The organism is Tropicimonas sp. S265A (assembly GCF_049800835.1).
GTDB lineage: Bacteria > Pseudomonadota > Alphaproteobacteria > Rhodobacterales > Rhodobacteraceae > Dinoroseobacter.
Map to the genome: position 1 here is coordinate 505,359 of NZ_JBNAFU010000001.1, position 13,803 is coordinate 519,161.

Below are 13,803 nucleotides of genomic sequence, written 5' to 3' on the forward strand. Positions count from 1 at the left end.
CCTCCCAACAATTGAACGCTTGTTCAGTTGTAGAAGGCGACCCACCGGCTGTCCAGAAGAAAGACGCGGGCGCGCTGCCCCCACACCCCCCGGGGGACTTGGTGCCTTGAATGACCTAGAGCGGAATGATCCGCTCAAGCTGGTGTTCGAGAAGATCGTAGTGATCCAGCAAGGCCTCCGGCTGAAGCTCCGCGACGGCGCGTCCGGTCGGGCCGAACGTGACAAGCACGCAGGGAATGCCGGCCGCCCGCGCAGTGTCTCGATCCGTGACCGTGTCGCCGATCAGTGTCGCGCGCGCCATATCGCCACCGACCCGCGCCACCGTTTCGCGCAGCGGTGCCGGGTCCGGTTTGCGCACCGGCAGCGTGTCGGCCCCGATGAGTGCCGCGAACATGTCCCGCACCCCGAGGCGCTGCATCAGCGTCTCTGCCAGTCCTTCGGGTTTGTTGGTGCAGATGCCGACCTTGTCGCCCCGGGCGCGCAGTCGTTCCACCGCCGCAACCGCGCCGGGGTACAGTGTGGTGTGCACATCGATCGCATCGCCGTAAGCCGCAAGCAATACCGGATAGTCGGCATCCACGTCCCGTTCGGTCCACGGCAAGCCCAGCCGCGTCAGGCCCAGCCGCAGCATCGCACGCCCGCCCCGAAATGCGGTGGCGGCGTCGGCCTGCGGGTCCAGCGGCGTGCCGTGTCCGCGCGCGGCAAAGCAATGGTTGGCGGCTGCGATCAGATCCGCGCTCGTGTCGGCTAGCGTCCCGTCAAGGTCGAAGATCACCGTTCTGGACATGGGGGTCGGCTCCTTTTCGCCAACGGGACGTGAGGGTGTGAAACGCGTGTCACAGGACGTGACTGCCCCGGCGGTTGCCCGATGCCGGGCTTTGCGCAATAGAGAGAGCAAACAGAGACAAGAGGCAAGCAGGCATGAGCGTTGCGTTGGTCGTTCTGGCCGCCGGGCAAGGGACACGGATGAACTCCGACCTGCCCAAGGTATTGCATGGGTTGGCGGGCGCCCCGCTGGTGGCGCATGCATTGCGCGCGGGGGCGTCCCTGTCACCGGAGCGCGTGATCGTGGTCACCGGCCATGGGGCCGACGCGGTGGAGGCCGCCGTGGCCGCCCTGGACCCGGATGCGGTATGCGTGCGCCAGACCGAACAGTTGGGCACCGGCCATGCCGTGCTTCAGGCCCGCTCGGCCCTCGACGGGTTCGCGGGTGACGTGGTCGTCCTCTACGGGGATACGCCGTTCGTCCGCCCCGAGACGCTGGAGCGGATGGCGCAAACCCGCGCGGCGGCGGATCTGGTGGTTCTGGGGTTCGAAGCGGTCGACCCCGGACGCTACGGACGGCTCGTGACGGACGGCGCAGACCTGCTGCGGATTGTCGAGGCGAAGGACGCCTCGCCGGACGAACTGAACATACGGCTTTGCAATTCCGGACTGATGATGGCGGATGCCGCCACCTTGATGGACCTTCTGGCGGGTCTGAGCCCCGATAACGCGGCTGGGGAATACTACCTTACGGACGCGCCCCACGCGGCCCGCGAAGCCGGGAGAACCGCGCGCGTCGTGATCTGTGACGAGGCCGAAACGCTGGGGATCAACACGCGCGCCGAGCTGGCCGCGGCAGAAGCCGCCTTTCAGGCCCGCGCGCGCGCCGAGGCGCTGGAGACGGGCGTCACCCTGCAGGATCCAGCGACCACGTACTTCGCCTATGATACGGTGATCGGGCGCGACGCCGTGATCGGGCCGCAAGTGGTTTTTGGCCCGGGTGTCACGGTCGAATCCGATGCCGAAATCCGCGCGTTCTGCCATCTGGAGGGTGCGCATGTCTCTCGCGGGGCCAAGGTCGGGCCCTACGCCCGTCTACGCCCGGGCGCGGAACTCTCGGAATTCACCCATGTCGGTAACTTCGTCGAGATCAAGAACGCCACGCTCGCCGAGGGCGCGAAGGTCAACCATCTCAGTTATATCGGCGACGCCTTGGTCGGGGCTGCGACAAACATCGGCGCAGGTACAATCACCTGCAACTATGATGGCGTATTCAAGCACCGGACCGAGATCGGCGCGCGGGTGTTCGTCGGATCGAACACCATGCTGGTGGCGCCAGTGAACATCGGGGACGAGGCGATGACAGCGTCCGGCTCGGTCATCACCGAAAACGTACCCGAGGGCGCGCTGGCGGTGGCGCGTGCCAGACAATCAAACAAACCGGGTCTCGCGCGGCGCTTCATGGACAAGCTGCGCACGCTCAAGGCCGCCAGGAAAGGAACCAGCTGATGTGCGGTATCATTGGTGTTCTGGGCAAGAACCAGGCCGCCCCGCTGATGGTGGAGGCGCTCAAGCGGCTCGAATACCGCGGCTATGACAGCGCCGGGATCGCGACGCTGAACGACGGCATGCTTGACCGCCGTCGCGCGCTTGGCAAACTGGTCAACCTGTCCGACCTTCTGGTTCAGGACCCGCTGGCGGGCAAAAGCGGGATCGGCCACACCCGGTGGGCCACCCATGGCAAGCCCTCCGTCGGCAACGCCCACCCGCACCAGGCGGGCAAGGTCGCGGTGGTCCACAATGGCATTATCGAGAACTTTCGCACGCTGCGGGCCGCACTCACCAGCGACGGCGCGAATTTCGAGTCCGAGACGGACACGGAAACCGTCGTGCAACTGTGCGCCGCGCAGCTGCGGGCCGGGAAATCGCCCAAGGACGCCGCGCAGGCCACTGTTGCGCAGCTCGAAGGGGCGTTTGCGCTGCTTTTTCTGTTCGAAGGCGAAGACGACTTGCTGATTGCAGCCCGGCGCGGCTCTCCTCTGGCCATCGGCCATGGCGATGGGGAGATGTTCGTGGGCTCGGACGCCATAGCACTTCAACCGATGACGGACCGCATCACCTATCTCGAAGAGGGCGATTTGGCAGTCGTTTCGCGGACGGGTTTGTCGGTCTTTGACGAGACCGGTGCGCCTGTGGCCCGGTCCGAGACGCGCTCCAGTATCGGAGGGTCCGAGATTGGCAAGGCCGGGCACAGGCATTTCATGGCCAAGGAAATCGCGGAACAGCCCACGGTTCTGGCGGACGCGCTGACACATTACCTGCAAGGCGACGCGATCAGGATGCCGGAGGACATGCCTGATTTCGCACAGATCGACCGGCTGATCCTCGTCGCCTGCGGCACGGCCTTCTTTGCCTGCCAAACCGCGAAATACTGGTTCGAGCAGATCGCGGGACTGCCGGTGGAGATCGATATCGCCTCTGAATTCCGGTACCGCCAGCCGCCGATCGGGCCGCGTACCGCCGCGCTGTTCGTCAGCCAGTCGGGCGAAACCGCCGACACGCTGGCGGCGTTGCGCTATGCTGCCGGGAAAGCCGACCACATCCTGTCGATCTGCAACGTGCCCGAAAGCTCGATCGCGCGTGAAAGCGCGGTTGCGCTGCCGACCCTCGCAGGGGTGGAAATCGGTGTAGCCTCCACCAAGGCGTTCACCTGCCAGCTGGGGGTCCTGGCGGCGCTGGCCTTGCATGCGGGCGTCCAGAAAGGCGCGGTCGACGCGGCAACGCTCGCGCGTCACATGGCCGAATTGCGCGCCTTGCCGGGGCTGCTGAACCAGGCGCTGGCCATCGAGGGGGACATCGAAGCCATCGCGAGTGAGCTGGCAGAGGCACGCGACATCCTGTTTCTGGGGCGCGGCCCAATGTATCCGATGGCGCTGGAAGGTGCGCTAAAACTAAAAGAAATCAGCTATATACATGCCGAAGGTTACGCATCAGGCGAACTGAAACACGGCCCCATTGCGTTGATCGACCAGTCCGTGCCGGTGATTGTCTTTGCGCCCACGGACGCGCTGTTCGACAAGACCGTGTCCAACATGCAGGAAGTGATGGCACGGCAGGGCAAGGTCCTGCTGGTGTCGGACACCCAGGGCCTCGACCATGCCGGCGAAGGCACATGGGCCACCGTCGCCATGCCACAGGTCGCGCCCGTCTTCGCGCCCATCCTGTACGCAATCCCGGCGCAGCTGCTGGCCTATCACACGGCCGTCGCCAAGGGGACGGATGTCGACCAGCCCCGCAACCTTGCCAAATCCGTAACGGTGGAATGAACCATGGCCAAGCAATTCGACCGCATCGAAGATGCTCACCGCAGGTTCATCGAGGCGCAGCACCTGTTCTTTGTCGGCACAGCCGCGCCGGAAGGCCGCGTGAACGTCAGCCCCAAGGGGACGGACAGTCTGCGCGTGCTGGGCCCAAACCGTATCGCCTGGCTCAACCTGACCGGCTCGGGCAATGAAACGGCCGGGCACCTGTTGCAAACCCCGCGCATGACGCTGCTGTGGTGCAGCTTCGAAAAACGTCCCCTGATCCTGCGCGCTTACGGCACGGCGCGCGCCGTGCACCGCGATGCAGCGGATTGGGACGAGCTCTCTGCGCTCTTTCCCGGCGGGCCCGAGAAGCGCCAAGTCTATGATATGCATGTTGAAATGATGCAGACCTCCTGCGGATACGCGGTGCCATTCATGGACTTTGCCGGCCCGCGCGACACGCTAGAGAAATGGGCCGAGGACAAGGGCGAAGACGGGATCAGAGCTTACTGGCGGGACCGGAACCAGAGCACCCTCGACGGTGCGCCAACGGAGATCGTGGCCCGCAACCTGCACCCGGAGTGACGCATATGGCCAGCGATGACACCGCCGCCCGGACCTTCGAACTGCTGCGCGAGGAATGGACGACGGACAAAGGCAAGGAACTGCGGATCGTCTCTTGCAGGCTCACCCCCGAGGGCGGGCTGCATGTGGACGGGTATGATCTTGGCCCCGGGGTGAAGGCGTTCTGGGGGGACTCGGATTACGAATATGGCATCAAGCTGTCACCGGAGGACACGCGCAAACTCCTCCCCCACCTTCTGAAGCTGGTGGTGACCGGAACGGAACCGCTGAGCATCGATGGTTTGCGGAAGCTTTGCGATGCACACGGGTTGAAGCCGAATTTCTGGTCATGGGTCTGACGGCAGAGCGCGCGCTTGCAAACATCAAGGCGCTTGCAAACCCGCAAAAGGCCGCGGACATGGCACGCTATCACAAGGTGGAGCGTGTCTATCTCGGGGTTGCCAACCCTGAGCTTGACGCACTGGCCAAGACCTGGCGGGAGGGCTTGTCGGTCTCGGACCGAGCATCTCTGGCCGATGGGCTTTGGCAGTCCGACATATTCGAGGCCCGGATCGCCGCTGCCAAATCACTGACGCAGGCCCGCCTGCGTCCGGAAGATGACCCGGCCTGGCAGGTCATCGCAGGATGGGTGCCCGAGTTCGATTGCTGGGCCATCGCCGACGCGGCCTGCATCGCGGGTCAGAAACGTCTCGTGGCCAATCCCGCCCGTGTGAACGAGGTGGCAGCGTGGACATGCGCCGACCATATGTGGTCGCGCCGCGCCGCTCTGGTCATCACGCTGCCCTGGACCAAGCAGAACCACCCAAAACCCGCCGAGCAAGCCATCCGCGACCGCGTCCTTGGCTGGGCGGCCGGCTATGTCGATGATCCGGACTGGTTCATTCAAAAGGCGGTTGCGTGGTGGATACGGGACCTGTCAAAGCATGACCGACCACGCGCGGAGGCCTTTCTGGCCGGACCGGGTCAGAGCCTGAAGCCGTTCGCCCAGCGCGAAGCCGCGCGCCACCTGCAGATCGACAGTTAAGCTGATTCTTAATCGCAGATTTAACATGGTGCGTCGCCTGCCCATCGCGCCCAATGGCCAAAGCCTTTGTTTTAAGGGCATTTAACCTAGAACCAAGGTCGCAAGGCGCGCCACTTGCCGCCCCGCTTCCCCGTGATACTCTGCGGTGCGCAGGGGAGAGAGATCATGACCGACCAGACCGCACCGCTTATCGATCCGTTCCAACGCGCGATTTCCTATCTGCGCGTTTCCGTGACCGATCGCTGCGATTTCCGCTGTGTCTACTGCATGTCGGAAAACATGACGTTCCTGCCCAAGAAAGAGCTTCTGACCCTCGAAGAGCTGGATCGCATGTGCTCCACCTTCGTGCGCATGGGCGTGGAGAAGCTGCGCATCACCGGCGGCGAGCCCCTTGTCCGGCGGGAGATCCTGACTTTCTTTCAGAACATGAGTCGCCACCTCGACAGTGGCGCGCTCAAGGAACTGACGCTGACCACCAACGGATCTCAGTTGGAGAAATTCGCGCAACCGCTTTTCGATGCGGGGGTGCGGCGCATAAACGTCTCGCTCGACACGCTGGACGAGAAGAAGTTCGCCGATATCACGCGCTGGGGCCGTCTGCCGCAGGTGATGCGCGGGATTGATGCCGCGCAAAAGGCAGGGCTGCGGATCAAGATCAATGCCGTGGCTCTGAAAGGCTTCAACGAAGACGAGCTTTTCACCATGGCCGAGTGGTGCGCCGCGCGCGACATGGACCTGACCTTCATCGAGGTCATGCCGATGGGCGATATCGGCAACGAGAACCGTCTGGGACAGTACTGGAAACTGTCAGACCTGCGCGAGACGCTGGCCGAGCAATACACGCTTGTCGATCTTGCGGAACGCACCGGCGGCCCGGCGCGCTATGTGCGACTGGAGGAGACAGGACAGAAGATCGGGTTCATCACCCCGCTGACCCATAACTTCTGCGAAAGCTGCAACCGTGTGCGTCTGACCTGCACCGGCGAATTGTATATGTGCCTGGGGCAGGAAGATATGGCCGACCTGCGCGCGCCGCTGCGGGATTTCCCGACCGATGACCGCGCGCTGGAAAACGCCATCCGCGCGGCGATTGCGCTGAAACCGAAGGGCCATGATTTCGACTACTCGCGCCAGACGGTCGAAGGCCAGGTTTCCCGCCATATGAGCCACACGGGCGGCTGACCTTGGGCCTGCGGGGGCTCTGCCCCCTGCACCCTCGAGGTATTTCGACACAAAAGAAGATCAGCCGGTGGCGTAGTGACGGACGAAATTGCGCAGGATCCTGGCTATGTCGGCGGTATCGGCCCCTGAGGTGGCGGCAATCAGGTCGTCCGCCGTCTCGGGCGGGAAGTAGCCTTTTTCACGGTAAGCGCGGATACGGACGGCCACGCCATCGGAGTCGGCCTCTGGATGGAACTGCGTGGCATAGATGTTCTGACCGACGCGGATCATCTGGTACGGGCACGCAACCCCTTCCATCAGATGCACGGCGCCAGCGGGCAATTCCTGCAACGCCTCCTTGTGCCCGACGAAGGCCGTCATGGTTTCCGGCAGATCGGCCAGCAGCGGGTCCGCGCGCCCGGCGGGTGTGATCCGGCATGGCACGGCCCCAACCGGTTCGCTGTACCGGCGTTTGGAGACCTCCGAGCCCAGATGATGCCCCAGCACGCTGATCCCGTAGCAACACCCCATGAAGGGCACGTCGCGGCGGGTGATCGCGGGCATCAGCGACAGGATCGCAGCTTCGATCCGCGCTTCTGTCGCGGTTTTTTCCTCCGGCGTGTCCGAGACACAGCCGGGTCCGCCGCCGACGATCACACCGGAAAACGCCTCCAGATCGAGCGGATCCGGCAGATCCTGATGATCGAGGCAGATCCGGTGCGTCTGGTCCGCCGTCAGGCCGGACTTGGCGAGGATGGCGGCGTATTCGTCATCAGAGACTGCGCGCTCGGGGCGCAATTGCAGGATCAGGAATGGTTTCATGCGCGCCGCTTAGCGCGGTGCGCCGCCCCGGACAAGCGCACGGGTTGCCTCAGGAGGCGATCGGCAGACGGCTTTCGACCATCTCGGCAAACCACGAACACCCTGCCGGGATCACCTCGTCATTGAAGTTGTAGGCGGGATGGTGCACCGGGGCGCTGTCCCCGTTGCCGACCAGGATGTAGGCTCCGGGGCGTTCGTTCAGCAGATAGGCGAAATCCTCCCCGCCCATGACAAGGGGGGCTTCGGCGCAATCTCCGCTGACGCGGCGGGCGGCATCGGCTGCGTACCCGGTCTCGCGGTCGGCGTTCACCATGACCGGGTAGCCATAGATCATCCGCAACTCGGGCGTGGCCCCCATTGCGGCACAGAGTCCGTCGGCGATCCTGTTCAAACGGTGCTCCGCCAATGCGCGGATGTCCGCGTCGAGTGTCCGGATCGTGCCGCGCAAGGTGACGGCCTGCGGGATCACGTTGTAGGCGGTGGAGGACGTCACGAAAGAGGTTACCGACACCACGATCTGTTTGGTCGGATCGGTGCTGCGACTGGCGATGGTTTGCAGCGCCAGCACCACCTGACTGGCTGCCACCGTCGGATCGATCACTTCATGGGGCTTGGCGGCATGTCCGCCCTTGCCCCGGATCACCAGTTCGAACTGGTCGGTCGCGGCAAAGAACGGGCCCGGGCGTATCGCAAAGGCCCCCAGAGGCTGGCCGGGCCAGTTGTGCATGCCGTACACCTCGTCAATGCCGAACCGGTCCATTATCCCGTCTTCCACCATTTCGCGCCCGCCACCGCCGCCTTCTTCAGCGGGCTGGAAAATCACCACACAGGTGCCGTCGAAATTGCGGGTCTCCGACAGATACCTGGCCGCCCCTAGCAGCATGGCCGTGTGTCCGTCATGACCGCAGGCGTGCATCGCGCCCGGAGTCTTCGACGCATAATCCAACCCGGTTTCCTCGTGTATCGGCAGGGCATCCATATCCGCCCGCAAGCCGACCGTACGGCCGGACGTACCAACACGCCCCTTGATCACGCCAACCACGCCGGTCCGCCCCAGACCGGTCACCACCTCGTCGCAACCGAACGCGCGCAGCTTCTCGGCGACCAGTGCCGAGGTCCGGTGCGTCTCAAACAGGATCTCCGGATTCTCATGGAGGTCACGGCGCCATTGCGTGATTTCCGGCAACAACTCTGCAAAGCGGTTCTTGATGGGCATCTGATCCTCGCAAGCGGGATGAAACAACAGTGCCCCTACCTGAGCCGCAGAGCACGAGAGGGTCAAGGGAGGATCGCATCATGCGGCGCGCAAGCCCAAAGACGCGTTTCCCGGCACGGAATACATGATCGCCAAGAAAGGGAAGATCGTTCCGGTACACGGCATCTGACAGAACACTGTTCCGGTTTTGCGGAGCATCCGGACTTCGTGACCGGGCTTCACGGCAGTGTGAAAATATTGGACCGGCACACGCTCTGCTGCGACGCAGCAAAACGGTTGATATCTCTTACAGAACCGGCATATGGGGCAGACTGGTACGCGCCTGCGCGCGACACAGATGACCCGGAGTGACGCATATGTTCGAAGATCTCGGCCTGGAATTTCTCGATCCCCGACAGGCCTCCGCCCTGTTCGGCCTGGTCCTCGGCGTGGTTTTCGGCATCCTGGCACAGCGCACGCGCTTCTGCCTGCGCCGGGCTGTGGCTGGCGCACCTGAGGAACGGCGCGGTGCCGCAGGGGTCTGGCTGACCGCACTGGCTGCCGCCGTGATCGGCACACAGGCCGTTCTGGCCACTGGCGCGATTGATTTCGAAGGACACCGGTTCTTCGTGTCCGACCTGCCGGTGCTTGCGATCGTTGCAGGCGGCTTGATGTTCGGGGCCGGCATGGTGCTGACGCGCGGATGCGTGTCGCGCCTGACAGTGCTGGGCGGCTCCGGCAACCTGCGTGCCCTGACGGTGCTGCTGGTCTTCGCGGTGGTGGCACATGCCACGCTGAAGGGCGTTCTGGCTCCGCTGCGCACATCGCTTGGCGCTGTGACCGTCGATATTGGTACGGCGACCGGGTTTGCCGCCCTGCCCGGTGGCGCGGCCGTCTGGGCAGCGCTGCTCGCGGCGGGCGCCCTGTTCGTTGCGCTGCGCTCCGGCAACAAGCCTGGCACGCTGCTGCTGGCGGCTGCGCTTGGCGCGCTTGTGCCGCTCGGCTGGGCCGGTACCGGCTATGTGCTGTACGATGATTTCGACCCGATCGCGCTGGAAAGCCTGTCTTTCACCGCCCCCGCGGCCGACAGCCTGTTTTTCCTGATCGCCTCCACCTCGATCACGGCAGGCTTCGGCGTGGGCCTGATCGGGGGCACACTGGTCGGTGCGTTGCTGGCCTCGCTCGTCGCCCGGGACTTCGCGTTCCAGAGCTTCGAGAGCGCCGCGCAAACGGGCCGCTACATGGCAGGTGCAGCGCTCATGGGCGTTGGCGGTGTGCTGGCGGGCGGTTGCACCGTGGGCGCAGGGCTGGCGGGCATTCCGACCCTCAGCTTTGCGGCAGTCCTGGCACTGCTGAGCATCGCGGCGGGTGGTTGGGCGACCGGCCGTGTCCTGCGCGAAGGCGCTACTCCATCGACCGCCGGATCCGCCGCACAAGGTACCACACAGCCAGCACTACCAGCGGAGTGACCACTGCGGTCAGGACCGACTTGGGAACGTCGCCCTCGTAGGACACCGGTCCCAGCAGGTAGAGCGTCAGGTTTACCGCGTAGTAGCTGATCGCGACCACCGACAGACCTTCGACCGTTTTCTGAAGGCGCAACTGCAGGTCGGCGCGCTGGTCCATGCTTTCGAGCAGCTTCTGGTTCTGGGTCTGGCGCTCCACGTCCACCCGCGTGCGCAGCAGCTCAGCCGCCCGCGTGGCACGATCCGCCATCAGGCTCATCCGGCGCTCCGTCGCCTTGACGGTGCGCATGGCCGGATCGAACCGCCGCATCATGAACTCGCCATAGGTCTGGCGGCCGTCAAACCGTTCCTCGCGCAGCACCTCGATCCGCTGGTTCACCAGCGCCTCGTAGGCATTGGTCGCTCCGAACCGGAACGAGGTTTTTGCAACCAGCCCTTCAAGGTCCGCGGACACCTCCAGCAGCGCGCGCAACGTGTCTTCGGCCTGCGCGGTGTCGCCCCGCATGTTCCCGACCGTTTCGGTGAGCTTGCTGTCCAGCTCACCCAGTTGCGCCCCGATGGCCCGAACCCGTGCAAGCCCCAGCATCGACATCGTCTTGTAGGTTTCGATTTCCGTCACGCGTTGCAGCACACGCCCGACCCGGCGGTCCCCCACCCCGTCAGCAACGAAGATCGCAAAACGCATGTGTCCGGCTGCATCAATGCGGAAATCGCCCGCAACCACCGCGCTTTTGTCCAGAACCTCACTGACCGCAAGGCTCTCGGGCACGAACCACGTCTCGATCTTGTCGATCATCTCGTCGAAACTGGGCTGCGGCTCCACCCGGATCATCGCAGAGGTCATGCGCGCGCCCGGGGCCTTGGCAAGCCAGTCTGCCGGCAGCACGTCAAAGGTCGCAGGGTCAAACGGGGTGTTCGCAACGCCGTCGACAAAGATCGTATAGGTCACGAACTCCGTGTGGCTCTCCCACTTCAGCTTGTGCTTGCCGATCTCGCCGAAGTAATGCGTCGCCCCCGGCTGCGGATGCGCGGCCCCGAACCGATCCAGCAGTTCCAGAAGATGCGCGCGGTCCGTACCCCGGTCGCGCGACGCGGCATCATTTGGCTGCTTGATGGCCAGGAACACCGCGTGACACGGGGCGGTCAGGGCCGGAAACGGTCGCGCGTGCAGCTCGTTGGCGAGCGCATAGCGCAGCGGATGATCTTCGAGAGCGGCCATGGCGGACTTCCTTATTCTGCTGCGCAAAATATGACCTTCGACGCCGTTGTAAATAGTAAAACAGTCGTAAAAACTTGGACTTAGCCGTCCACAACGGTATGCGAACAGGGTATACACCGGTTCAGAACCCAACACCTGCGACGCCACTTGCCGCGCCGCAGCACGATCCGCATCGCCCAAAGGTTCCATCAAGACAACGACATACCCGGCGCGCGGCTCCGCCCGCGTTGCCCCGGGGTTCAGCCAGCACTGCGTCAGAAGTCGTCCGCGCAGATCACGGGCCTGCGCGAATTCTTTGTCGCCGTTGGGACGAATCTGTCACAGTCGCTGTCAGGAATTGCAAACGAGAGGATTGATTATGAGTTTCTTGAAAGCGATGGCGACGATGGCGGTTGGCTATGCCGCGGCGCGTGGCGTTGACAAGCTGAGCGGCGGCGAAGGGCTCGGCGCGCTGATGCAGGGGGGCGCCGGAGGCGCCGGCGGCCTTCAGGACATGCTCGGGCAATTGACTGGCGGTGGTGCGGACGGCGCTGGTGGGGGCCTGCAGGATATGTTGGGGCAGCTCACCGGCGGCAGCGCAGACGGCGCGTCCGGTGGCGGGGGCTTGCAGGATATGCTGGGGCAACTGACCGGCGGCGCTCAGGGTGAAGGCGGCGGCGGCACGCTGGGTTTGGCGGGCATTGTCGGAGCGCTCGGGCTCGCGGGTGGCGCAACGGCGGCCTCCAGCTCGCTTGGCGATATCCTGTCGGGCCACATCGACGATGGCGCCCCTTCGCCCGAGGCAGAAGCCAACGCCAAGCTTTTGCTGCGGACGATGATCGAGGCCGCCAAATCCGACGGCGGAATTGATATGGAGGAGAAACAGCGCATCCTCGACACCATCGGCGATGCCGGCCCCGGCGAGGTGGCCTATGTCACCCAGCAGATGCAGGCGCCCCTTGATCCGCAAGGTCTGGCCGCCGAAACGCCCCGCGATATGGCCGAACAGGTTTACACCACCGCGTTGATGACCATCAAACTGGACAATCAGGCCGAAGCGCAGTTCCTGCACACTCTGGGCCAGTCGCTCGGAATGCAGGAGGCGCAGATGGATGATCTGCACCGTCGGATGGGCGCCCCAACGCTCTACAGCTAACGATCCAAAGCGCGTGATCCGTTCGCGCGCCCGATTTTCGGTTGACTATTTGGAACGATCCAACTACGCATCGCGATACGTTTTTGGAACGATCTAAAAGTACTTTTGGGAGGGGACATGGCGCAACTGAAATGGGGGCTGATCGGGGCATCGAACATCGCATCCGGCCACATGATCGCTGCGATGCGGGCCACCGGCGGATCGGTCAACACGGTCCTGAGCTCCGACGCCGCGCGCGGAATTGCATATGCTGATGAAAACGATATCCCCCACAGCACGACCGATCTGGACCACCTCCTGGCACGGGACGACGTGAACGCGGTCTACATCTCCACCACCAACGAAAAGCACAAGGATCAGGCGCTCGCGGCCATCGCGGCGGGCAAGCATGTGCTGTGCGAAAAGCCACTGGCCATGACTGTCGCGGATGCGGTGGCGATGGTGCGCGCGGCCCAGGCTGCGGGCGTGACCTTCGCCACCAACCACCATTTGCGCAACGCAGGCACCCATCTGGCCATGCGCGAGGCCGTTCAGGCGGGCCGCGTGGGCGAAGTGCAGGCGGTACGTGTCTTTCACGCGGTCTATCTGCCCGAACACCTGCAAGGCTGGCGGCTGGACAATCCGGCAGCGGGCGGCGGCGTGATCCCCGATATCGTCGTGCACGACGCCGACACGGTCCGCTTTCACCTCGGCGAAGACCCGGAAAGCGTGGTGGCACAGGACAGCGTCGCGGGCCTCGGCAAAGGGGTTGAGGACAGTGTGATGTCGGCCTGGCAAATGCCCTCCGGCGCGTTGGTCCAGACCCATGAAGGCTTCACCATCCGCTACGCAGGCTCCGGGTTCGAAATCCATGGCTCGGAAGGGTCCATCATCGCGCGCAACGTGATGACCCAGCAGCCCATCGGCACAGTCGTGTTGCGCAGCGCATCGGGAGAAGAAGCGATCAGCTATTCCGATCACAACCTCTACGAGCGCGCACTCACCCGTTTCGCGGAGGCCGTTTCCGGCAATGGAGCACCTGCCGCCACGGGCGTGGACGGGGTCAAGTCGCTCGCAGTCGCCGCAGCGGTCAAAGAGGCCGCAACCACCGGCACCCGCGTCACCGTCGATTACGGAGGGATCTGAG

Annotated in this window: 13 protein-coding genes; 9 read left to right on the forward strand and 4 right to left on the reverse strand. The window is 64.3% G+C overall.

All coding sequences use genetic code 11. The annotated features are described in order from the left end of the window. Nucleotides 1–115: 115 nt before the first annotated feature. Entirely contained in the window at nucleotides 116–787 is a 672-nt protein-coding gene (locus tag ACP15N_RS02525) for an HAD-IA family hydrolase (RefSeq protein WP_425090641.1), read from the reverse strand. A 134-nt stretch (nucleotides 788–921) separates the two neighbouring features. Here ACP15N_RS02525 and glmU point away from each other — a divergent pair, with 134 nt between their 5' ends. The 6 genes from glmU to moaA all read left to right on the forward strand — a co-directional run bounded on the left by glmU (nucleotide 922) and on the right by moaA (nucleotide 6,861). Further along, the gene (gene glmU, locus ACP15N_RS02530; protein WP_425090642.1) at nucleotides 922–2,274 is read left to right on the forward strand and encodes a bifunctional UDP-N-acetylglucosamine diphosphorylase/glucosamine-1-phosphate N-acetyltransferase GlmU; all 1,353 of its coding nucleotides are present in this window, start codon (nucleotides 922–924) and stop codon (nucleotides 2,272–2,274) included. Further along, nucleotides 2,274–4,091, forward strand: a complete 1,818-nt coding sequence (glmS, locus tag ACP15N_RS02535; RefSeq protein ID WP_425090643.1) for a glutamine--fructose-6-phosphate transaminase (isomerizing) — start codon at nucleotides 2,274–2,276, stop codon at nucleotides 4,089–4,091. The genes glmU and glmS overlap by 1 nt, the downstream gene beginning before the upstream one ends. Nucleotides 4,092–4,094: 3 nt before the next feature. After that, nucleotides 4,095–4,655, forward strand: coding sequence for a pyridoxamine 5'-phosphate oxidase family protein (locus ACP15N_RS02540; RefSeq protein ID WP_425090644.1), 561 nt, complete (start codon nucleotides 4,095–4,097; stop codon nucleotides 4,653–4,655). 5 nt (nucleotides 4,656–4,660) lie between these two features. Beyond that, entirely contained in the window at nucleotides 4,661–4,993 is a 333-nt protein-coding gene (locus ACP15N_RS02545; RefSeq protein WP_425090645.1) for a hypothetical protein, read from the forward strand. Further along, nucleotides 4,990–5,679: a DNA alkylation repair protein gene (locus tag ACP15N_RS02550; RefSeq protein WP_425091595.1), complete on the forward strand. Its 690-nt coding sequence runs from the start codon at nucleotides 4,990–4,992 to the stop codon at nucleotides 5,677–5,679. Before ACP15N_RS02545 ends, ACP15N_RS02550 begins: the two co-directional genes overlap by 4 nt. Before the next feature lie 165 nt (nucleotides 5,680–5,844). Beyond that, entirely contained in the window at nucleotides 5,845–6,861 is a 1,017-nt protein-coding gene (moaA, locus tag ACP15N_RS02555) for a GTP 3',8-cyclase MoaA (RefSeq protein ID WP_425090646.1), read from the forward strand. Nucleotides 6,862–6,921: 60 nt separating this feature from the next. Here the strand turns inward: moaA and ACP15N_RS02560 are convergent, their stop codons facing one another. Both ACP15N_RS02560 and ACP15N_RS02565 read right to left on the reverse strand, forming a co-directional pair. Then, entirely contained in the window at nucleotides 6,922–7,662 is a 741-nt protein-coding gene (locus tag ACP15N_RS02560; RefSeq protein WP_425090647.1) for a glutamine amidotransferase, read from the reverse strand. A gap of 49 nt (nucleotides 7,663–7,711) precedes the next feature. Next, entirely contained in the window at nucleotides 7,712–8,878 is a 1,167-nt protein-coding gene (locus ACP15N_RS02565) for a M20 aminoacylase family protein (protein ID WP_425090648.1), read from the reverse strand. 356 nt (nucleotides 8,879–9,234) lie between these two features. Between ACP15N_RS02565 and ACP15N_RS02570 the strand changes: the two genes are divergently transcribed. Further along, nucleotides 9,235–10,326, forward strand: a complete 1,092-nt coding sequence (locus ACP15N_RS02570) for a YeeE/YedE family protein (protein WP_425090649.1) — start codon at nucleotides 9,235–9,237, stop codon at nucleotides 10,324–10,326. Here ACP15N_RS02570 and ACP15N_RS02575 read toward each other — a convergent pair. After that, on the reverse strand, nucleotides 10,262–11,542 hold the full coding sequence (locus ACP15N_RS02575) for a DUF3422 family protein (RefSeq protein ID WP_425090650.1): 1,281 nt from the start codon (nucleotides 11,540–11,542) through the stop codon (nucleotides 10,262–10,264). The genes ACP15N_RS02570 and ACP15N_RS02575 overlap by 65 nt on opposite strands. Before the next feature lie 358 nt (nucleotides 11,543–11,900). On the opposite strand from ACP15N_RS02575, the gene ACP15N_RS02580 reads away from it, so the two are divergent. Both ACP15N_RS02580 and ACP15N_RS02585 read left to right on the forward strand, forming a co-directional pair. After that, on the forward strand, nucleotides 11,901–12,677 hold the full coding sequence (locus ACP15N_RS02580) for a DUF533 domain-containing protein (RefSeq protein WP_425090651.1): 777 nt from the start codon (nucleotides 11,901–11,903) through the stop codon (nucleotides 12,675–12,677). A 117-nt stretch (nucleotides 12,678–12,794) separates the two neighbouring features. After that, a complete protein-coding gene (locus ACP15N_RS02585) occupies nucleotides 12,795–13,802 on the forward strand; it encodes a Gfo/Idh/MocA family protein (protein ID WP_425090652.1) in 1,008 nt (335 codons plus the stop codon). The last annotated feature ends 1 nt before the right edge of the window (nucleotide 13,803 follow it).